Raw genomic sequence first — 19,228 nt, forward strand, 5'->3', positions numbered from 1 at the left:
TCTCCCTGTGGGAGTGGGCTGGGGTGAGGGCATCAGGCCGCACGTTTGATTCACCATTCCCACAACTTCGACGGCGTCACCACCGCCGGCAACGGCACATCCCACTTCTCCACCGGCAACGCCTCCACGCCCTGACAATCATGCGCATAGCCCACCGGCTGCAACCCGTACTGCTGCCAGTTTTGCAGCGTCCGGTCATAAAAACCGCCGCCCATCCCTAAACGCTGGCCCTGTTCATCAAACGCCACCAGCGGTGTAATCAGCACATCCAGCTGTGACAGCGGGAGCACGTCGCGCACGTCGAGTTTCGGTTCGGTGATTTTCAGGCGATTCACCACCAGTTCGCTGTGCGGGTGGTAGTGCAGAAACAGCAAATTACCTTCGCTGAACGGGTGCAGCACCGGCAGATAGACCTTCTTCCCGGCGCGCCAGAGCTGCTCTATCAGCGGTTGGGTATCCAGCTCTCCATCAAATGACAGAAACAGCGCAACGGTGTGCGCCATCACGACAGGGGGATACGCCATCATACGGGCGGCGGCCTGCTGGGCAAAATGCACTTGCTGATCGGCGGTTAACGCACGGCGGCGCTGACGAATTAACTGACGGATGTCCTGGCGTGAAGCAGAAACTTCAGGGAATTGGGTCATGGTAGTCGGTAGAAGAAAAGAGAGGGAATCTCCGAGATGCCGCCGCAGGCTGTAACCCTTGAACCCTTGGTTCAAGGTGAATGTGTCGTCATAGTTTTAAGGCTTCTCGGACGGACCGAGCATGCTCACCAACCATGGAGCGCCACATTCTTGTGGTATGAAATATCGGCTCAGGGGACTGGCCCGCTTGCGAACATCTCAGAGAAATTTTGTCTTCACAGTTACTCTACCATAGTCAACTGAGAAGTGTTATTCAAACTTTGGTCCCGGTCTTTCGGGATTGCGACCTTGATCAAGCAATGCCTGTTCTATGGTCTGCTGGAGCATTTTAATGCGCTGCTCCATGCTTGCCGCGTAGTCGCGGGTCTTCGCTTTTTCCTGAGTCAGTTCATAGCTGATGTTCAACGCGGCGATGAAAACCAGCTGCTCAGTATTTGTGACTCTAGTGCGTTCTTTTAGATCTTGCAACCGCTGATTCAAATCGTCCGCTGCCTGATTCAAAGCATCCCTTTGTTCAGGCGGACAATTCACTCGCAGTGAACGGCCAAAAATCTGGAGATCGACGGGTTGTGCAGACATGCCACCTTCCTGCTGATTGACTGCGCTGCCTTCGCTTACTGCCCCGGGGGCTGCGAAGGGGCGACACTATAGCTACCCTGATGTGAAGATACAAGCCCTTTTCTGGTATCACCAGGGTCCAAAGTGGTAGCATATCATGAAACTTCCCCCCTTTGATGACGAATGCTCATGTCTATACAGAACGAAATGCCTGGTTACAAGGATTTAAACCAGTTACTGAACCAGCAGGGAATCGGTTTAACCCCTGCCGAAATGCACGGTCTGATCAGTGGCATGCTGTGCGGCGGAAACAGCGACAGCTCATGGCAGCCGCTGATCCACGACCTCACGAATGAAGGGCTGGCGTTTGGTCACGAGCTGGCGGAAGCGCTGCGTAAAATGCACGCCGCAACCAGCGATTCGCTGGAAGACGATGGCTTCCTTTTTCAGCTTTATCTGCCTGAAGGCGACGACGTCAGCGTGTTCGATCGCGCCGATGCGCTGGCCGGCTGGGTAAACCACTATCTGCTGGGGCTGGGCGTGACGCAGCCTAAACTGGATAAAGTGACCGGCGAAGCGGGTGAGGCGATCGACGACCTGCGTAACATCGCCCAGCTCGGCTACGATGAAGACGAAGACCAGGAAGAGCTGGAAATGTCTCTTGAAGAGATTATCGAGTACGTGCGCGTGGCGGCTCTGCTGTGCCACGACAACTTCACGCGCTCTCAGCCGACCGAGCCGGAAGTCCGCAAGCCAACCTTACATTAAGAAAAATAACGCACAGGAGGGTGTCATGGTTATCTCGAGTCAAGAGTATTCGCGCCGCCGTCAGGCGCTGCTGGCAACAATGCAGCCGGGCAGCGCCGCGCTGATTTTTGCTGCGCCCGAAGTTACGCGCAGCGCCGACAGCGAATATCCTTATCGCCAGAGCAGCGATTTCTGGTACTTCACCGGCTTTAACGAGCCGGAAGCGGTGCTGGTGCTGATTAAGAGCAATGACACCCACAACCACAGCGTGATTTTCAACCGCGTGCGCGATCTGACAGCCGAAATCTGGTTTGGCCGCCGCCTGGGCCAGGAGGCCGCACCGGCGAAGCTGGGCGTTGACCGCGCGCTGGCGTTTAGCGAAATCAACCAGCAGCTCTATCAGCTGCTTAACGGCCTCGACGTGCTCTATCACGCGCAGGGTGAATATGCCTACGCCGATGAGATTGTTTTCACCGCGCTGGATAAGCTGCGCAAAGGCTCGCGGCAGAACCTGTCCGCGCCGGCCACGCTGACGGACTGGCGTCCGGTGGTGCATGAGATGCGCCTGTTCAAGTCTGAAGAAGAGCTGAATTTGATGCGTCGTGCGGGCGAAATCAGCGCCCTGGCGCACACCCGCGCCATGGAAAAGTGCCGTCCCGGGCTGTTCGAATACCAGCTGGAAGGCGAAATTCACCACGAATTTAACCGCCACGGCGCGCGTTATCCCTCCTACAACACCATTGTTGGCGGCGGAGAAAACGGCTGCATTCTGCACTACACCGAAAACGAAAGCGCGCTGCGCGACGGCGATCTGGTGCTGATTGACGCCGGCTGCGAATACCAGGGCTACGCGGGGGACATCACCCGTACCTTCCCGGTAAACGGTAAATTCTCACCGGCACAGCGCGCCATTTACGACATTGTCCTGGAATCGCTTGAGACGGCGCTCAGGCTGTATCGTCCCGGTACCTCCATGCAGGAAGTGACCGGCGAAGTGGTGCGCATCATGATTACCGGCCTGGTCAGGCTCGGGATCCTGAAAGGGGACGTAGACACCCTGATTGCTGAAAATGCGCATCGACCGTATTTCATGCACGGCCTGAGCCACTGGCTGGGGCTGGATGTGCATGACGTCGGCGCGTACGGCGCCGACCGTTCGCGCGTGCTGGAGCCGGGCATGGTGTTAACCGTGGAGCCAGGCCTGTATATCGCGCCGGATGCCGACGTGCCTGAGGAGTACCGCGGGATTGGCATTCGTATTGAAGATGACATCGTTATTACCGAAACCGGTAACGAAAACCTGACCGCGAGCGTCGTGAAAAACGCTGACGATATCGAGGCGCTGATGGCAGCGGCACGCGCATGAGCGTGATTATCGTTGGCGGCGGCATGACCGGGGCCACGCTGGCGCTGGCCATTTCGCATTTGACGAAGGGGCAGCTTGCGGTGCACCTGGTGGAAGCCGTCGCTCCGCAGGCAAAGAATCATCCCGGTTTTGATTCCCGCGCTATTGCCCTGGCGCAGGGTACCTGCCAGCAGCTGTCCCGTATTGGCATCTGGCAGGCCATCGCCGATTGCGCGACGGCAATTGAAACCGTTCACGTAAGCGATCGCGGCCATGCTGGCTTTGTCACGCTGGACGCGCAGGATTACCGCATTGACGCGCTGGGTCAGGTTGTTGAGCTGCACGACGTCGGATTGCGTCTGTTCCGCCTGCTCCAGGATGCGCCGGGCGTCACGCTGCATTGTCCGGCGCGCGTGGCCGGCGTGAGCCGCAGCGAGGAGTCGGTCAGCGTAACGCTGGAAAACGGCACCGTGCTTGAAGGCCAGCTTCTGGTCGCCGCGGACGGCTCGCGTTCATCGCTCGGCGCCCAGTGCGGCGTGGAGTGGCGCCAGCAGCCGTACGGCCAGGTGGCGGTCATTGCCAACGTCTCTACCGCAGCAGAACACCACGGCAGGGCGTTTGAACGCTTTACGCAGCATGGCCCGCTGGCAATGCTGCCGATGTCGGACGGACGCTGTTCCCTGGTCTGGTGCCATCCGCAGGATAAGGCCGAAGAGGTTAAAGCCTGGTCCGACGAACGTTTTTGTTCCGAGCTGCAGAAAGCCTTTGGCTGGCGGCTGGGGCGTATTACCCATGCGGGGAAACGTGCGGTCTATCCGCTGTCGTTAACCACCGCATCGCAATCTGTTTCTCACCGCGTGGCGCTGGTCGGCAACGCCGCGCAGACATTACATCCGATTGCCGGACAAGGGTTCAACCTTGGCCTGCGTGATGTCATGAGCCTGGCGGAAACCCTTGCTCAGGCGTGGGGTGAGCAAAAAGACTGTGGCGCATACCCGGTGCTAAGCCATTACCAGAAGCGACGTCAGGCCGATAAAGAGGCGACAATCGGCGTTACCGACGGCTTAGTCCATCTCTTTGCCAATCGCTGGGCGCCGCTGGTTGCGGGTCGCAACCTCGGGCTGATGGCGATGGAATTATTCATTCCGGCACGTGACGTGCTGGCGCAGCGGACTCTTGGTTGGGTCGCGCGTTAAGGAGTTATCACCGTGCAAAATGTTGATGTCGCCATCGTTGGCGGCGGTATGGTTGGACTGGCGCTGGCCTGCGGTTTACAGGGCAGCGGCCTGCGCGTGGCGGTGCTGGAGCAAAAGCAGCCTCAGGCAGTTGCGCCAGATGCCCCGCCGGAACTCCGCGTCTCGGCGATCAATGCCGCCAGCGAGAAATTGCTGACGCACCTTGGCGTCTGGGCAGATATTGTGGCGCAGCGCGCCAGCTGCTATCACGGCATGGAAGTGTGGGATAAAGACAGCTTTGGTCATATTGCTTTTGATGATGAAAGCATGGGCTATAGCCATCTGGGCCATATCATCGAAAACGCGGTGATCCACCACGCGCTGTGGCAGAAAGCACAGCAGTGCAGTGACGTGACCCTGATTGCGCCTGCGCAGATCCAGCAGGTGGCATGGGGCGAAAACGAGGCGTTTATCACCCTGCAGAGCGGCGACATGCTGACCGCGCGTCTGGTGGTCGGCGCCGACGGTGCGAACTCCTGGCTGCGTAATAAAGCCGATATCCCGCTGACTTTCTGGGACTATCGTCATCACGCGCTGGTCGCGACGATCCGTACCGAAGAGCCGCACGGCGGCGTGGCGCGCCAGATTTTCCACAACGACGGCATTCTGGCATTCCTGCCGCTTGCCGATCCGCACCTGTGCTCGATTGTCTGGTCCCTGGTGCCTGAAAAAGCCCAGCTGATGCAGGAGGCGACGCTGGATGCCTTTAACCAGGCGCTGTGCATGGCGTTTGATAACCGCCTTGGCTTATGCGCCCTTGAAAGCGAGCGGCAGGTGTTCCCGTTAACCGGCCGCTACGCGCGTCAGTTTGCGGCGCACCGTCTGGCGCTGGTCGGTGATGCGGCGCATACCATTCATCCGCTGGCCGGGCAGGGCGTCAACCTTGGCTTTATGGACGCGGCGGAGCTGGTTGAGGAACTGCGTCGCCTGCACCGCGAAGGCAAAGATATCGGTCAGCATCTGTACCTGCGTCGCTACGAGCGCAGCCGCAAGCACAGTGCGGCGATGATGCTGGCGGGCATGCAGGGCTTCCGCGAGCTGTTTGCCGGCGCGAATCCGGCGAAAAAACTGCTGCGCGATATTGGTCTTAAACTGGCTGATACGCTTCCTGGCGTCAAACCTCAACTTCTTCGCCAGGCGATGGGTCTTAACGATCTTCCCGACTGGTTACGCTAATCTCGATCCCCGTCACACTTTATTTTCCCGGCCTCTGCGCCGGGGAAATTCCCTCGTTTGAAATATTCTAATTTCACGTCATTTTTCGCATTAGAAAATCTAATCTACGAGATTTTATGTTACGGAAATTCGGCCCGTTTTTCCGCACGAAATATCACCATGTGCTAAATCCTGTTAGATTATTGTTAATTTTGTGCGGGGTTAATCGCATTTTTCCAGTGAATAACTCTGTAGGCTTTTTAGCGTTTTTTGGTCATAAGCTAATGTGATGACCCGTTTTACCTTATGGTTAACCGCCGGTTTCGGTGGTAAGTTCGGGTAAAAGAGAACGTTTGCGTCGGCGCCAGGTAACGGGGCTGACACCGGGTTTCACGGTGAATTTTTCAACGAGGACAAGATGGCTCAACAGACTCCTTTGTACGAACAACACGTGTTATGCGGCGCCCGCATGGTGGACTTCCATGGCTGGTTGATGCCACTGCACTACGGCTCGCAGATTGATGAGCACCACGCGGTGCGCACCGATGCCGGTATGTTCGACGTGTCCCACATGACGATTGTCGATCTGCGCGGTAGCCGCACCCGGGAGTTTTTGCGTTATCTGCTGGCAAATGACGTCGCCAAACTGAAGACGCCGGGTAAAGCGCTCTACACCGGCATGCTGAATGCCTCGGGCGGCGTGATTGATGACCTTATCGTCTACTACTTCACTGAAGATTTCTTCCGCCTCGTTGTCAACTCCGCCACCCGCGAAAAAGACCTCTCCTGGATCACCCAACACGCCGAACCTTATGCCATCGACATCACCGTCCGTGACGACCTGTCGCTGATCGCCGTACAGGGGCCGAACGCGCAGGCGAAAGCCGCGTCTCTGTTTAACGACGAGCAACGCAAAGCAACCGAAGGCATGAAGCCGTTCTTCGGCGTGCAGGCGGGCGATCTGTTTATCGCCACCACCGGCTACACCGGTGAAGCGGGCTACGAAATTGCCATGCCGAACGAGAAGGCCGCTGATTTCTGGCGTGCGCTGGTGGAAGCGGGCGTGAAGCCTGCGGGTCTGGGCGCGCGCGATACGCTGCGTCTGGAAGCGGGGATGAACCTCTACGGTCAGGAGATGGACGAAGGCGTCTCTCCGCTGGCCGCCAATATGGGCTGGACCATTGCATGGGAACCGGCTGACCGTGACTTTATTGGCCGTGAAGCGCTGGAGATGCAGCGCGAGAAGGGCACTGAACAGCTGGTGGGTCTGGTGATGACCGAGAAGGGCGTGCTGCGCGGTGAACTGCCGGTGCGCTTTACCGATGCTGACGGCAATCCTCGCGAAGGCGTGATCACCAGCGGTACCTTCTCCCCGACGCTGGGCTACAGTATTGCACTGGCACGCGTGCCGGCGGGCATTGGCGAAACGGCGGTGGTGCAAATCCGCAACCGCGAAATGCCGGTCAACGTGACCAAACCGATTTTTGTTCGCGCCGGTAAGCCGGTCGCCTAATCATTTTTATCAGGAGAACTTCAATGAGCAATGTGCCAGCAGAACTGAAATACAGCAAAGAACACGAGTGGCTGCGCAAAGAGGCGGACGGCACTTACACCGTAGGGATCACCGAGCACGCGCAAGAGCTGCTGGGCGACATGGTGTTTGTTGACCTGCCTGACGTGGGCACGACCGTTAGCGCGGGCGACGACTGCGCCGTGGCGGAGTCCGTAAAAGCGGCATCTGACATCTATGCCCCTGTGAGCGGCGAAATCGTTGCCGTCAACGACGCGCTGAGCGATTCGCCAGAGCTGGTGAACAGCGAGCCTTATGAAGGCGGCTGGATCTTCAAGATCAAAGCCAGCGACGAATCTCAGGTTGCCGCGCTGCTGGATGCGACCGCGTACGAAGCACTGTTAGAAGACGAGTAATCGTTTATCCCCCTCTCCTTTCGGGAGAGGGCAGGGGCGAGGGTGCCCATCTTCCCCTCGCCCTAACCCTCTCCCAGAGGGAGAGGGAACTTAAATTCACTGCACGTTTCAGGAACCATCGCTCATGACACAGACTTTAAGCCAGCTTGAAAACCGTGGCGCCTTCATTGAACGTCACATTGGGCCGGATGCTCAGCAACAGCAGGAGATGCTGAAGACAGTTGGCGCGGATTCATTAAACGCACTGATCGGCCAGATTGTGCCAAAAGACATCCAGCTTGCCACGCCGCCTCAGGTGGGGGAAGCCACCACGGAATTCGCCGCGCTGGCGGAGCTGAAGGCTATCGCAGGCCTGAACAAGCGCTATAAGTCTTACATTGGCATGGGCTACACCAACGTGCAGTTGCCGCCGGTTATCCTGCGCAACATGCTGGAAAACCCGGGCTGGTACACCGCTTACACCCCGTATCAGCCGGAAGTCTCCCAGGGCCGTCTGGAAGCGCTGCTGAACTTCCAGCAGGTGACGCTGGATCTGACCGGTATGGATATTGCCTCCGCGTCTCTGCTGGATGAAGCGACCGCCGCCGCCGAAGCGATGGCGATGGCTAAGCGCGTGAGCAAGCTGAAAAATGCCAACCGCTTCTTCGTGGCGGCGGACGTGCATCCGCAGACGCTGGACGTCGTGCGCACCCGTGCGGAAACCTTCGGCTTTGACGTGATCGTCGACGACGCTGACAAAGTGCTGGATCATCAGGACGTCTTTGGCGTGCTGCTGCAGCAGGTGGGCACCACCGGTGAAGTTCACGACTACGGCGCGCTGATTGCCGAGCTGAAATCCCGCAAAGTGGTTGTCAGCGTTGCCGCCGACTTTATGGCGCTGGTGTTGCTGACGGCGCCGGGCAAACAGGGCGCGGATATTGTCTTTGGTTCAGCGCAACGCTTCGGCGTGCCGATGGGCTACGGCGGCCCGCACGCGGCGTTCTTCGGCGCGAAAGATGAATTCAAACGCTCCATGCCCGGCCGTATTATCGGCGTCTCAAAAGACGCTGCCGGTAACACCGCGCTGCGCATGGCGATGCAGACCCGCGAGCAGCACATCCGCCGCGAGAAAGCGAACTCCAACATCTGTACCTCACAGGTGCTGCTGGCAAACATCGCCAGCCTGTACGCCGTGTTCCACGGCCCGGCTGGTCTGAAGCGCATTGCCAGCCGCATTCACCGCCTGGCCGACATTCTGGCCTGCGGCCTGCAGCAGAAAGGCCTTAAGCTGCGCCACGCTAACTACTTCGACACCCTGTGTGTGGAAGTGGCGGACAAAGCGGCCGTGCTGGCGCGCGCGAATGCAGCAGAGATCAACCTGCGCAGCGACATCCACAACGCCGTCGGCATTACGCTGGATGAAAGCACCACCCGCGACGATATCCTGAACCTGTTCAGCGTGTTGCTGGGTGACGCGCACGGTCTGGACATTGACGCACTCGACAAAGAGGTCGCGCTCGACAGCCGCTCCATTCAGGAAAGCATGCTGCGTAACGATGCGATCCTGACGCATCCGGTGTTTAACCGCTACCACAGCGAAACCGAGATGATGCGCTATATGCACTCTCTGGAGCGAAAGGATCTGGCGCTGAACCAGGCGATGATCCCGCTGGGCTCCTGCACCATGAAGCTGAACGCCGCGGCAGAGATGATCCCGATCACCTGGCCTGAATTCTCCGAGCTGCACCCGTTCTGCCCGCCAGAGCAGGCGGAAGGTTATCATATGATGATCAACCAGCTTTCCGACTGGCTGGTGAAGCTGACCGGTTATGACGCGCTCTGCATGCAGCCAAACTCCGGCGCGCAGGGCGAATACGCGGGCCTGCTGGCGATCCGTCACTATCACGAAAGCCGCAACGAAGGACACCGCGATATCTGCCTGATCCCAAGCTCTGCCCACGGTACCAACCCGGCCTCTGCCCAGATGGCGGGCATGGAAGTGGTGGTGGTGGCGTGCGATAAAAACGGCAACATCGATCTGGCCGACCTGCGTGCGAAAGCCGAGCTGGCGGGCGACAAGCTCTCCTGCATCATGGTGACCTACCCGTCTACCCACGGCGTTTACGAAGAGACTATCCGTGAAGTGTGCGAAGTGGTGCACCAGTACGGCGGTCAGGTTTACCTCGACGGCGCGAACATGAACGCCCAGGTGGGCATTACCTCTCCGGGCTTTATCGGCGCGGATGTGTCGCACCTGAACCTGCACAAAACCTTCTGCATCCCTCACGGCGGTGGCGGCCCGGGCATGGGTCCTATCGGCGTGAAAGCGCACCTGGCGCCGTTTGTCCCAGGCCACAGCGTTGTGCAGATTGAAGGCATGCTGACTCGTCAGGGCGCGGTCTCTGCGGCACCGTTCGGTAGCGCCTCTATCCTGCCAATCAGCTGGATGTACATCCGCATGATGGGCGCGGAAGGGCTGAAGCAGGCGAGCCAGGTGGCGATCCTCAACGCCAACTATATTGCGACTCGTCTGAAGTCCGCCTTCCCGGTGCTCTATACCGGCCGCGACGGTCGCGTGGCGCACGAGTGCATCCTCGATATTCGTCCGCTGAAAGAGCAGACCGGCATCAGCGAGCTGGATATCGCCAAGCGTCTGATCGACTACGGCTTCCATGCGCCAACCATGTCGTTCCCGGTTGCGGGTACGCTGATGGTTGAGCCGACCGAGTCTGAAAGCAAGGCCGAGCTGGACCGCTTTATCGACGCGATGCTGGCGATCCGCATGGAGATCGACCGCGTGCAGGACGGCGAATGGACGCTGGAAGATAACCCGCTGGTCAACGCTCCGCATACCCAGCATGAGATGGTCTCCGAGTGGAACCACGGCTATTCCCGCGAGCTGGCCGTCTTCCCGGCAGGCGTGGCAAACAAATACTGGCCGACCGTGAAGCGTCTTGATGACGTCTACGGCGACCGTAACCTGTTCTGCTCCTGCGTGCCGATGAGCGAATACCAGTAATATTGTTGGTGTAGTAACGTAGGCCGGGTAAGGCGAAGCCGCCACCCGGCTTTTTTTATTGGGAGAAGAAAATGGCAATAGCACTGGTCACCGGCGCCAGCCGGGGCATTGGGAAAGCCACCGCGCTGCAGCTGGCGCGCGAAGGCTACACCGTGGCGGTGAACTATCATCACAACATTAAAGCCGCGACGGACGTGATCAACCAGATCGTTGAAGCGGGCGGTAAAGCCTTTGCCGTCCGCGCAGATATCAGTGATGAAGCCCAGGTGCTGGCGATGTTTGACAGCCTCGATCGTGAAGGCGAGCCGCTTCGTGCGCTGGTCAATAATGCGGGCATTCTGTTTGAACAATCCACTATCGAGAACCTCTCCGCTGAGCGCATTAACCGCGTCCTGGCGACCAACGTCACGGGCTACTTTCTCTGCTGCCGGGAAGCGGTAAAACGCATGTCCTTCAGGCATGGCGGCAAGGGCGGGGGGATAGTGAATGTCTCTTCCGCAGCGTCGCGTCTGGGGGCGCCGGGTGAATATGTGGATTATGCCGCGTCCAAGGGGGCGGTGGATTCGCTGACAACCGGGCTATCGCTGGAAGTGGCGGCGCAGGGTATTCGCGTCAACTGCGTACGTCCGGGTCTGATTTATACGGATATTCATGCGTCCGGCGGAGAGCCGGGGAGGGTGGATCGCGTGAAATCGTTGCTGCCGATGCAGCGTGGCGGCCAGCCGGAAGAGGTGGCGCAGGCGATTGTCTGGCTGCTGAGCGAGAAGGCGTCGTACGTAACGGGCAGTTTTATTGAGTTGGCTGGCGGGAAATAAGCCCCTCACCCTAACCCTCTCCCAAAGGGGAGAGGGGATCAATCGTAGCGCCGCCCGGCGTTAAAGTTTCTCGCCGTTGCTGGCAATCACGCCCTTATACCACTCGAAGCTCTTCTTGCGGGAACGCGACATGTCGCCCGTGCCGTCGTCGTGCTTGTTCACGTAGATAAAGCCGTAGCGCTTGCTGTACTGGCCGGTGGTGAACGACACGCAGTCGATGCAGCCCCAGGGCGTATATCCCATCAGATCCACGCCGTCGTGCGTCACGGCTTTGATCATCTCTTCCACGTGGGCACGCAGGTAGTCGATACGATAGTCATCGTTGATGCTGCCGTCTTCTTCAACCTTGTCGTAGGCGCCGAACCCGTTCTCCACGATAAACAGCGGTTTCTGATAACGCTCGTACAGTTCGCACAGAGAATAGCGCAGGCCTACCGGGTCAATCTGCCAGCCCCAGTCGGACGCCTTCACGTGCGGGTTCGGCACGCTGCCTTCGAAGCCGGAAATCGCATCGCCGGTACCGCCTTCCGCTTTCACCGCGTTGGTCATGTAGTAGCTGAAACCTAAGTAGTCGCAGGTACCTTCACGCAGGATCTGCTCGTCGCCTGCCTCCATTTTGATGGAGAAGCCACGGCGCTCCCACTCGTTCAGCACGTAGGATGGGTAGTAACCACGCAGTTGGACGTCGGTAAAGACATAGCGCTCGCGCATGGATTCCTGGGCGAACATCACGTCTTCCGGTTTGCATGAGAACGGATAGAGCGCCACCATGGCCAGCATGCAGCCGACTTTCATCTCAGGGTTGATGCGGCGCGCGGCTTTCACCGCCAGGGCGCTGGCCACAAACTGGTGGTGCAGGACCTGGTACATGGTCTCTTCCGGATTGTCATGTTCGGTATAGACCACGCCCGAGCAGCAGTAACCGAACAGCGGCGCGCGCCAGTTGCGCTGGTTATTGATTTCGTTGAAGGTCATCCAGTATTTGACCTTGTTTTTGTAGCGCTCAAAAACCACTTCCGCGAAGCGCACAAAGAAATCGACCACTTTACGGTTGGTCCAGCTACCGTACTCCTGCACCAGGTGCAGCGGCATTTCGAAGTGGGAGAGGGTGATCACCGGTTCGATGTTGTATTTCAGCAGCTCGTCGAACATATCGTCGTAGAACTTCAGCCCCTCTTCGTTTGGCTGCGTTTCGTCACCTTTCGGGAAGATGCGCGTCCAGGCAATAGAGGTGCGGAAGCACTTGAAACCCATCTCGGCAAACAGCTTGATGTCTTCTTTATAGTGGCCGTGGAAGTCGATGGCCTCGTGGTTTGGGTAGTATTTACCCGGCACTACTTCCTGGGTGATTTCGCGCGGGACGCCGTGCGCGCCGCCGGTCAATACGTCACAAATGCTTGGCCCTTTGCCGCCTGTGTTCCAGCCGCCTTCAACCTGGTGAGCGGCAACCGCGCCGCCCCATAAAAAATCTTTTGGTAAGGTTAATTTTTTCATCGCTGCTCTTCTCAATAAATGGCTTATTGGCATCGAGTCTAGCAAAGCGAAATTGAATGTCACGATATAACAATTCACAGTAAATGTGATTTGTTACATCAAAAAAACAGGGTGTTTTATTCTGTGATTTTCTTCGCCAGTTTACGTCCGAGAGATTCCAGAATATAAATGACGGGAATTTGCGTGGTGATGTCGTAGACGCCTGCAATACGCGTCTGAGGAATATGCCAGGAGAGATTAAAGTCCGCCAGTTTTGCGAGACGCGAGTGCTCGTGGCTGGTTATCGAGAGCACCTTGCAGTGATGCAGGCTGAACTGGCTGGCGAAGCGCAGGATCTCCTCGGTCTCGCCCGAGACAGAAAGCACAATCGCCAGCGCATTTTTCGCCATATCATTGGTGACCGGGAAATAAGGATCATCAATATGATTACTGAATTTCCCGATATTAGAAAAGAAGCGTGCGCCATATTTTGCCAGCGAACCCGATGTTCCGGCACCGACAAATATAATTCGCTCTGACGTTAAAATAATATCAACCGCCTTATCTAATAACGCATCGAACTCTTCATTATTCACGCTTTTAAAAAAGCTGATAATTTCGCTGGCACCGAAGTTTGCCTGCTGGGGCTCGTTCTGTTCAAGATAAAGCTTAAAGCGCACGCGGAATTCAGAATAGCCTTCGCAGTTAAGCTTGCGGCAAAAGCGCAGGATAGTCGTGGTTGAGACGTCTGCCGCATCCGCCAGCTCGCGGATGGTCATGTACATCACTTTGTCACGATTTTTTATGACATAGTTGTAGACCATCATCTCCAGGTTATTGAGACTGGCAATGGCGGAATGGGAGAACATGCTCACAATGGCTACACTCACTCATCAGACTTTTCTTCAGGGAATAATAACATGCAGCCAAACGACATCACTTTTTTTCAGCGTTTTCAGGACGACATTCTGGCCGGACGTAAAACCATCACTATCCGGGATAAAAGTGAATCCCATTTCAAAACTGGCGATATCCTGCGGGTGGGGCGTTATGAGGATGATGGTTATTTTTGCACCATCGAAGTAACGGGAACGTCAACCGTTACGTTCGATACATTGACGCAAAAACATGCTGAACAGGAGAACATGACCCTGGATGCATTGAAAAACGTGATCTCAGAGATCTACCCCAGGCAGAACCAGTTTTATGTGATTGATTTTAAATGTTTATAATTAAAATCGAAACGCACGTTCGCTGAAATTAAAGTGTAACTGTCTGATTGTAATTTAGAAACGTTATGTTTAACTTTATTTTGGCTAACAGGTGTTCACTGGAATCATTCTCAGTTAGCATAGTTATGCGATGAATAATCATCTTTTGTTTTCCCGGAGTTTTGTATGGTGAGTAGACCATTAATCGCACAGGGATATTCGCTGGCTGAGGAAGTAGCCAACAGCATCAGCCACGGCATTGGCCTGGTGTTTGGGATTGTCGGTTTAGTGTTATTGCTGGTGCAGGCGGTGGACGCCAATGCCAGCGCGATGGCCATTACCAGCTACAGTCTTTATGGCGGGAGTATGATCCTGCTGTTCCTGGCCTCGACGCTGTATCACGCGATCCCGCATCAGCGGGCCAAGATGTGGCTCAAGAAATTTGACCACTGTGCTATCTATCTTCTGATTGCAGGCACCTACACACCGTTTTTGCTGGTGGGGCTCAACTCACCGCTGTCGCGTGGCCTGATGATTGTTATCTGGAGCCTGGCACTGCTGGGGATCCTGTTTAAGCTGACCATCGCGCACCGGTTTAAGGTGCTGTCACTGGTCACCTATCTGACAATGGGCTGGCTGTCGCTGATTGTGGTGTATCAACTGGCGGTCAAACTGTCGGTAGGGGGCGTGACGCTTCTGGCCTTAGGCGGCGTGGTGTACTCGCTCGGCGTGATTTTCTACGTCTGCAAGCGCATCCCGTACAACCATGCCATCTGGCACGGCTTTGTGCTCGGCGGCAGCGTATGCCACTTTTTGGCGATCTATTTGTACGTGGGGCAGGTGTAGTTTTTAAACCGTGCGGGCGGTTGCCCTCACCCCGGCCCTCTCCCACAGGGAGAGGGAGGGCACCTGGATACGATTACTCTTCTAACGAATACGGCAGCGGCTCGATGCTCAGCGTGTTCGCATCGTCACGCACGCGGAACACGCAGTCGGCTTCCATGTCGTTGTTCATGACGGCCTGTACCAAAAGACGTCCATCATCCAGCTGTACGGCGGCTAACACGGTGCCGGTGCGGCGCCAGTTATCACCCATCTTCAGCTCTAAGTCTTCACCCGCTTCAGGTACACGGCTGGCATGGCCCGCCAGCGTCCACAGCGCTCGTTTGTTAGCTCCGCGGAATTTTGCACGCGCCACCATCTCCTGGCCGGTATAACAGCCCTTTTTAAAGCTGATACCCCCCAGCGCCTGCAGGTTCGTTGCCTGAGGAATAAACTGCGCGCTGTTTGCTGCGTCAATCACCGGCAGACCCGCTTCGATATTCAGCGCCAGCCACTGCTGACTATTGTTGAGCTGCGCTTCGCCGCGCAGCGCTTCAGTCACGCGATCGGCCGTTGCCGCATCCGTGACTAACAGGAAACGCTCCGCAGGGTGTTCAAACCACAGGATGGAGGTCGCGCCTTCGCTGATCACCTGCTTTTCTGCATCCGGCAGTTCGCTGAAGAGATTTTTCAGCGCCGCACGCGCCTGGAAACCGGCCACTCCCAGCAGGACATGTTCGTCGTCCGGGGCGATAGTGACTTTGGAGAAGACCGCGTACTTCTTCAGCTCTTTGAGCTGGGCCTCTTGCAGGCTGCGGCGCTCAATAAAAGCAAAGCCGTCCTGACGGCGGAAGAGGCGCAGGTTGCTCCACATTTTGCCTTTTGGGTCGCAATGCGCGGCCAGCAGGTGCTGGTGTTCGGTCATCTGACTGACGTCGGCGGTCACCTGGCCCTGCAGATATTTTTCGGCGTCGGCACCGCTGAGCGTTGCCAGCGCCCAGTCATCAAGAGAAATAAGCGTCAGCGGCAGACGCGCAGAGGCGGCGGGCTGGCGAGGAGAAAATGGTGTAAATGCCATAACGATATCCTGAATTGCTTAACGCTTTGATAATGCCTAATGGTAAAAGAGCCTGCAGGCAATGCAAGCGCTTTCAACAGACCATTTGTGCCCTAAACCGGTTATGCGTAGCGCTACGCAAAATAATGTAATCCGCTGTCTTTGTAGGGATTATTCTGGAAGCCTGCTCGGCGATCGCAATATTCCAGTAATGAAACGGTCAAAAACACGTTACACTAGCTGGTGTCCCCGTAGAGAAATAAAGAACACTGAACGGGGTACCGACTGCCAAACGTAATGCAGGAAACTGAACATGGATATTAACAACAAGGCCCGTATTCACTGGGCGTGCCGTCGCGGCATGCGTGAACTTGATATTTCCATCATGCCTTTCTTTGAATATGAGTATGACAGCTTAAGCGACGATGATAAGCGTCTGTTTGTTCGCCTGCTTGAGTCTGACGATCCGGATTTATTCAACTGGCTGATGAACCACGGCAAACCCGCCGACACCGAGTTGCAACGGATGGTGCAATTAATTCAAACACGGAATCGGGAACGTGGTCCTGTGGCAATCTGATCTTCGCGTCTCGTGGCGCTCGCAGTGGATGTCTTTATTGCTCCACGGCCTGGTTGCGGCCTTTGTTTTACTGATGCCGTGGCCGCTGAGCTATACGCCGCTGTGGCTGCTGTTACTGTCGTTTGTCGTTTTTGACAGCGTACGCAGCCAGCGTCGCATTAATGCCCGTCAGGGAGAGATTAAATTACTGATGGATTCCCGCCTGCGCTGGCAGGGTAAAGAGTGGGATATTCTCGGTATGCCCTGGATGCTCAACTGCGGCATGATGTTACGGTTACGCAAGGTGGACGGCGGGCGTTGCCAGCATCTGTGGCTGGCGGCTGACAGTATGGATGCTGCCGAGTGGCGGGACCTGCGCCGGATGCTGTTGCAACAAACGACGCAGGGGTAATGCGCGTTAGCTAAACTTTTCAGCCATTTCGCCCAGAATCTGCTCGCACCAGCTTTGCAGGCGCTCATCGCTGAGATCGTACTGGTTGGTTTCATCCAGCGCGAGTCCAACAAACAGCTCGCCGTCGGCGATAATCGGTTTTTTACTGGTAAACTCGTAACCTTCGGTTGGCCAGTAGCCGATAAACGATACTCCTTTCGGCGCCAGCTTGTCATGCAGCATGCCGAGCGCGTCCAGGAACCATTCCCCGTAGCCCAGCTGATCCCCCATGCCGTACATGGCAATGATTTTGCCGTCGAGATTGACCGAATCGAGTTGATCCCAGATGGCTTCCCAGTCTTCCTGTATCTCACCAAAATCCCAGGTTGGGATGCCAAGAATCAGGACATCGTACTGTTCCATCAGCGCGACCGCGTCATCTTTCAGGTTATGCAACGTCACCAGTTCCGGGCCAATGATGTCGCGAATTTTCTCTGCCGCCATTTCGGTGTAGCAGGTGCTGGAACCATAGAACAGACCAATATTCATCGCGTAACTATCTCAATACTTGCTTTGACTTTGCGCGTAGTGTACCAGAAACCGGTCGCAATCAGGCATAATGGCCTGACTGCAAAATCAAAGGGGCTGATGTGGAAAAGGATCTCGCACTGATCGAACAGTTTCTCGACGCGCTGTGGCTGGAGAAAAATCTGGCCGAGAATACCCTTAGCGCCTACCGTCGCGATCTCACCATGCTGGTGGAATGGCTTGCGCACCGGGGGTTATCCCTTGCGAGCGCGCAGCGTGACGACCTGCAGGCGCTGCTGGGGGAACGTATCGCAGGGGGCTACAAAGCTACCAGTTCCGCGCGTTTGCTCAGCGCCATGCGTCGGCTGTTCCAGCACCTCTACCGTGAGAAGATCCGCGAAGACGATCCCAGCGCGCTGCTGGCATCTCCTAAGCTCCCGCAGCGGCTGCCGAAAGATCTCAGCGAAGCACAAGTTGAGAGATTATTACAGTCACCGGCTGTTGACCTGCCGCTGGAGTTACGCGATAAAGCCATGCTTGAGCTATTGTATGCTACCGGCTTGCGCGTTTCGGAACTGGTTGGTCTGACGATGAGCGACATCAGCCTGCGTCAGGGCGTAGTGCGCGTCATTGGTAAAGGAAATAAGGAAAGGCTGGTTCCGCTGGGTGAAGAGGCGGTTTACTGGCTGGAAACGTACCTGGAGCACGGTCGTCCGTGGCTGCTAAATGGTACTTCTATCGACGTCCTGTTTCCGAGCCAGCGCGCCCAGCAGATGACGCGGCAAACGTTCTGGCATCGCATCAAGCATTACGCCACACTGGCGGGTATCGACAGTGAAAAGCTTTCGCCGCACGTATTGCGTCACGCCTTCGCGACGCATCTGTTAAACCACGGCGCTGATTTACGCGTGGTGCAGATGCTGCTGGGCCACAGCGATCTTTCCACGACGCAAATTTACACCCATGTCGCGACGGAACGCCTGCGGCAGCTACACCAACAGCACCACCCTCGTGCGTGAGTGCCGACGAATTGTAACAGGATCACATATGAAAAAGACTTTCGCGCTGTTCACCCTGCTGGCAGCCTCATTTACCGGTTTCGCCCATGCGGACGACGCCGCCATCAAACAGTCGCTGGCTAAGCTTGGCGTCACTGGTAGCGATATTCAGCCTGCACCGGTTGCCGGCATGAAAACGGTACTCACCAACAGCGGCGTGCTGTACGTCACCGAAGACGGCAAACACATTATTCAGGGGCCAATGTACGACGTGAGCGGCGCGCAGCCGGTGAACGTCACCAACCAGCTGCTGATGAAAAACCTGAACGCGCTCGAAAAAGAGATGATCGTCTATAAAGCGGCGCAGGAAAAACACGTCATTACCGTCTTCACCGACATCACCTGCGGCTACTGCCACAAGCTGCATGAAGAGATGAAAGACTACAACGCGCTGGGCATCACCGTGCGTTACCTGGCCTTCCCGCGCGCGGGCGTGCAGAGCCAGCCAGAGCAGGACATGAAGGCGATCTGGTGTGCGAAAGACCGCAACAAAGCGTTTGATGACGCCATGAACGGCAAAGGCGTTAAGCCAGCCTCCTGCGACATTGATATCGCTAACCACTACGCGCTCGGCGTGCAGTTTGGCGTGAGCGGTACGCCTGCGATTGTCCTGAGCAACGGCTATGTCGTTCCGGGCTATCAGGGACCGAAAGAGATGAAAGAGTTCCTCGACGCGCACCAGAAACAGTTTGGTGGTAAATAA

Annotated in this window: 20 protein-coding genes and 1 other RNA gene; 14 read left to right on the forward strand and 7 right to left on the reverse strand. The window is 56.7% G+C overall.

The genetic code is table 11. The features are described from left to right. Positions 1-50: 50 nt before the first annotated feature. The 3 genes from ADJ24_RS09110 to zapA form a co-directional block, all read right to left on the reverse strand. Positions 51-647 carry a 5-formyltetrahydrofolate cyclo-ligase gene (locus ADJ24_RS09110; protein WP_023309112.1) on the reverse strand — a complete coding sequence of 199 codons (597 nt, stop codon included), beginning with the start codon at positions 645-647 and terminating at the stop codon, positions 51-53. Between the two features lie 24 nt (positions 648-671). Beyond that, positions 672-855, reverse strand: a non-coding RNA gene (ssrS, locus tag ADJ24_RS23730) — 6S RNA. 41 nt (positions 856-896) lie between these two features. Further along, positions 897-1,226: a cell division protein ZapA gene (gene zapA / locus ADJ24_RS09115; protein WP_006811891.1), complete on the reverse strand. Its 330-nt coding sequence runs from the start codon at positions 1,224-1,226 to the stop codon at positions 897-899. Between the two features lie 168 nt (positions 1,227-1,394). Between zapA and ADJ24_RS09120 the strand changes: the two genes are divergently transcribed. From ADJ24_RS09120 to ADJ24_RS09155, 8 genes are all read left to right on the forward strand, one after another. Then, positions 1,395-1,973, forward strand: coding sequence for a YecA family protein (locus ADJ24_RS09120; RefSeq protein WP_023309111.1), 579 nt, complete (start codon positions 1,395-1,397; stop codon positions 1,971-1,973). A gap of 31 nt (positions 1,974-2,004) precedes the next feature. Next, positions 2,005-3,318, forward strand: coding sequence for a Xaa-Pro aminopeptidase (pepP, locus tag ADJ24_RS09125; protein WP_123244558.1), 1,314 nt, complete (start codon positions 2,005-2,007; stop codon positions 3,316-3,318). Beyond that, entirely contained in the window at positions 3,315-4,493 is a 1,179-nt protein-coding gene (ubiH, locus tag ADJ24_RS09130) for a 2-octaprenyl-6-methoxyphenyl hydroxylase (protein ID WP_023309109.1), read from the forward strand. Before pepP ends, ubiH begins: the two co-directional genes overlap by 4 nt. A 12-nt stretch (positions 4,494-4,505) precedes the next feature. Further along, entirely contained in the window at positions 4,506-5,708 is a 1,203-nt protein-coding gene (ubiI, locus tag ADJ24_RS09135) for an FAD-dependent 2-octaprenylphenol hydroxylase (protein WP_023309108.1), read from the forward strand. A 397-nt stretch (positions 5,709-6,105) separates the two neighbouring features. Next, positions 6,106-7,200: a glycine cleavage system aminomethyltransferase GcvT gene (gcvT, locus tag ADJ24_RS09140; RefSeq protein WP_023309107.1), complete on the forward strand. Its 1,095-nt coding sequence runs from the start codon at positions 6,106-6,108 to the stop codon at positions 7,198-7,200. 23 nt (positions 7,201-7,223) lie between these two features. Continuing rightward, complete coding sequence (gene gcvH, locus ADJ24_RS09145; RefSeq protein WP_008499718.1) at positions 7,224-7,613, forward strand: glycine cleavage system protein GcvH; 390 nt, start codon at positions 7,224-7,226, stop codon at positions 7,611-7,613. A gap of 124 nt (positions 7,614-7,737) precedes the next feature. Continuing rightward, positions 7,738-10,611 carry an aminomethyl-transferring glycine dehydrogenase gene (gcvP, locus tag ADJ24_RS09150; RefSeq protein WP_023309106.1) on the forward strand — a complete coding sequence of 958 codons (2,874 nt, stop codon included), beginning with the start codon at positions 7,738-7,740 and terminating at the stop codon, positions 10,609-10,611. Between the two features lie 71 nt (positions 10,612-10,682). Continuing rightward, complete coding sequence (locus tag ADJ24_RS09155; protein WP_023309105.1) at positions 10,683-11,426, forward strand: SDR family oxidoreductase; 744 nt, start codon at positions 10,683-10,685, stop codon at positions 11,424-11,426. Positions 11,427-11,486: 60 nt separating this feature from the next. Here the strand turns inward: ADJ24_RS09155 and bglA are convergent, their stop codons facing one another. Together bglA and ADJ24_RS09165 are read right to left on the reverse strand one after the other, a co-directional pair. Beyond that, the gene (gene bglA / locus ADJ24_RS09160) at positions 11,487-12,920 is read right to left on the reverse strand and encodes a 6-phospho-beta-glucosidase BglA (protein ID WP_023309104.1); all 1,434 of its coding nucleotides are present in this window, start codon (positions 12,918-12,920) and stop codon (positions 11,487-11,489) included. A gap of 116 nt (positions 12,921-13,036) precedes the next feature. Beyond that, entirely contained in the window at positions 13,037-13,768 is a 732-nt protein-coding gene (locus ADJ24_RS09165; RefSeq protein WP_032667928.1) for a MurR/RpiR family transcriptional regulator, read from the reverse strand. A 51-nt stretch (positions 13,769-13,819) separates the two neighbouring features. On the opposite strand from ADJ24_RS09165, the gene yqfB reads away from it, so the two are divergent. Together yqfB and trhA are read left to right on the forward strand one after the other, a co-directional pair. Then, complete coding sequence (gene yqfB / locus ADJ24_RS09170; protein ID WP_023309102.1) at positions 13,820-14,131, forward strand: N(4)-acetylcytidine aminohydrolase; 312 nt, start codon at positions 13,820-13,822, stop codon at positions 14,129-14,131. Between the two features lie 165 nt (positions 14,132-14,296). Then, complete coding sequence (trhA, locus tag ADJ24_RS09175) at positions 14,297-14,956, forward strand: PAQR family membrane homeostasis protein TrhA (protein ID WP_023309101.1); 660 nt, start codon at positions 14,297-14,299, stop codon at positions 14,954-14,956. A gap of 73 nt (positions 14,957-15,029) precedes the next feature. Here the strand turns inward: trhA and ygfZ are convergent, their stop codons facing one another. Then, complete coding sequence (ygfZ, locus tag ADJ24_RS09180) at positions 15,030-16,010, reverse strand: tRNA-modifying protein YgfZ (protein WP_023309100.1); 981 nt, start codon at positions 16,008-16,010, stop codon at positions 15,030-15,032. Positions 16,011-16,302: 292 nt separating this feature from the next. Here ygfZ and sdhE point away from each other — a divergent pair, with 292 nt between their 5' ends. Together sdhE and ADJ24_RS09190 are read left to right on the forward strand one after the other, a co-directional pair. Further along, on the forward strand, positions 16,303-16,569 hold the full coding sequence (gene sdhE / locus ADJ24_RS09185) for an FAD assembly factor SdhE (RefSeq protein ID WP_010435322.1): 267 nt from the start codon (positions 16,303-16,305) through the stop codon (positions 16,567-16,569). Then, positions 16,550-16,960 carry a protein YgfX gene (locus ADJ24_RS09190; protein ID WP_021242050.1) on the forward strand — a complete coding sequence of 137 codons (411 nt, stop codon included), beginning with the start codon at positions 16,550-16,552 and terminating at the stop codon, positions 16,958-16,960. Before sdhE ends, ADJ24_RS09190 begins: the two co-directional genes overlap by 20 nt. Before the next feature lie 6 nt (positions 16,961-16,966). Here the strand turns inward: ADJ24_RS09190 and fldB are convergent, their stop codons facing one another. Beyond that, entirely contained in the window at positions 16,967-17,488 is a 522-nt protein-coding gene (fldB, locus tag ADJ24_RS09195) for a flavodoxin FldB (protein WP_023309099.1), read from the reverse strand. A gap of 101 nt (positions 17,489-17,589) precedes the next feature. Here fldB and xerD point away from each other — a divergent pair, with 101 nt between their 5' ends. Together xerD and dsbC are read left to right on the forward strand one after the other, a co-directional pair. After that, positions 17,590-18,486 (forward strand): site-specific tyrosine recombinase XerD, encoded by an 897-nt coding sequence (gene xerD / locus ADJ24_RS09200; RefSeq protein ID WP_023309098.1) that lies wholly within the window; start codon positions 17,590-17,592, stop codon positions 18,484-18,486. A gap of 28 nt (positions 18,487-18,514) precedes the next feature. Next, positions 18,515-19,228 carry a bifunctional protein-disulfide isomerase/oxidoreductase DsbC gene (gene dsbC, locus ADJ24_RS09205; RefSeq protein ID WP_023309097.1) on the forward strand — a complete coding sequence of 238 codons (714 nt, stop codon included), beginning with the start codon at positions 18,515-18,517 and terminating at the stop codon, positions 19,226-19,228.

Origin of the sequence: Enterobacter sp. 940_PEND (assembly GCF_001059415.1) — a bacterium.
GTDB classification, from domain to species: Bacteria; Pseudomonadota; Gammaproteobacteria; order Enterobacterales; family Enterobacteriaceae; genus Enterobacter; species Enterobacter cloacae_M.

Excerpts from the sequence above, each read along its gene's own strand:
- ADJ24_RS09110 (WP_023309112.1), bottom strand. The coding sequence starts at position 647 with ATGACCCAATTCCCTGAAGTTTCTGCTTCACGCCAGGACATCCGTCAG.
- zapA (WP_006811891.1), bottom strand. The coding sequence starts at position 1,226 with ATGTCTGCACAACCCGTCGATCTCCAGATTTTTGGCCGTTCACTGCGA.
- ADJ24_RS09120 (WP_023309111.1), top strand. The coding sequence starts at position 1,395 with ATGTCTATACAGAACGAAATGCCTGGTTACAAGGATTTAAACCAGTTA.
- ubiH (WP_023309109.1), top strand. The coding sequence starts at position 3,315 with ATGAGCGTGATTATCGTTGGCGGCGGCATGACCGGGGCCACGCTGGCG.
- gcvT (WP_023309107.1), top strand. The coding sequence starts at position 6,106 with ATGGCTCAACAGACTCCTTTGTACGAACAACACGTGTTATGCGGCGCC.
- gcvH (WP_008499718.1), top strand. The coding sequence starts at position 7,224 with ATGAGCAATGTGCCAGCAGAACTGAAATACAGCAAAGAACACGAGTGG.
- gcvP (WP_023309106.1), top strand. The coding sequence starts at position 7,738 with ATGACACAGACTTTAAGCCAGCTTGAAAACCGTGGCGCCTTCATTGAA.
- ADJ24_RS09155 (WP_023309105.1), top strand. The coding sequence starts at position 10,683 with ATGGCAATAGCACTGGTCACCGGCGCCAGCCGGGGCATTGGGAAAGCC.
- bglA (WP_023309104.1), bottom strand. The coding sequence starts at position 12,920 with ATGAAAAAATTAACCTTACCAAAAGATTTTTTATGGGGCGGCGCGGTT.
- ADJ24_RS09165 (WP_032667928.1), bottom strand. The coding sequence starts at position 13,768 with ATGTTCTCCCATTCCGCCATTGCCAGTCTCAATAACCTGGAGATGATG.
- yqfB (WP_023309102.1), top strand. The coding sequence starts at position 13,820 with ATGCAGCCAAACGACATCACTTTTTTTCAGCGTTTTCAGGACGACATT.
- trhA (WP_023309101.1), top strand. The coding sequence starts at position 14,297 with ATGGTGAGTAGACCATTAATCGCACAGGGATATTCGCTGGCTGAGGAA.
- ygfZ (WP_023309100.1), bottom strand. The coding sequence starts at position 16,010 with ATGGCATTTACACCATTTTCTCCTCGCCAGCCCGCCGCCTCTGCGCGT.
- sdhE (WP_010435322.1), top strand. The coding sequence starts at position 16,303 with ATGGATATTAACAACAAGGCCCGTATTCACTGGGCGTGCCGTCGCGGC.
- fldB (WP_023309099.1), bottom strand. The coding sequence starts at position 17,488 with ATGAATATTGGTCTGTTCTATGGTTCCAGCACCTGCTACACCGAAATG.
- dsbC (WP_023309097.1), top strand. The coding sequence starts at position 18,515 with ATGAAAAAGACTTTCGCGCTGTTCACCCTGCTGGCAGCCTCATTTACC.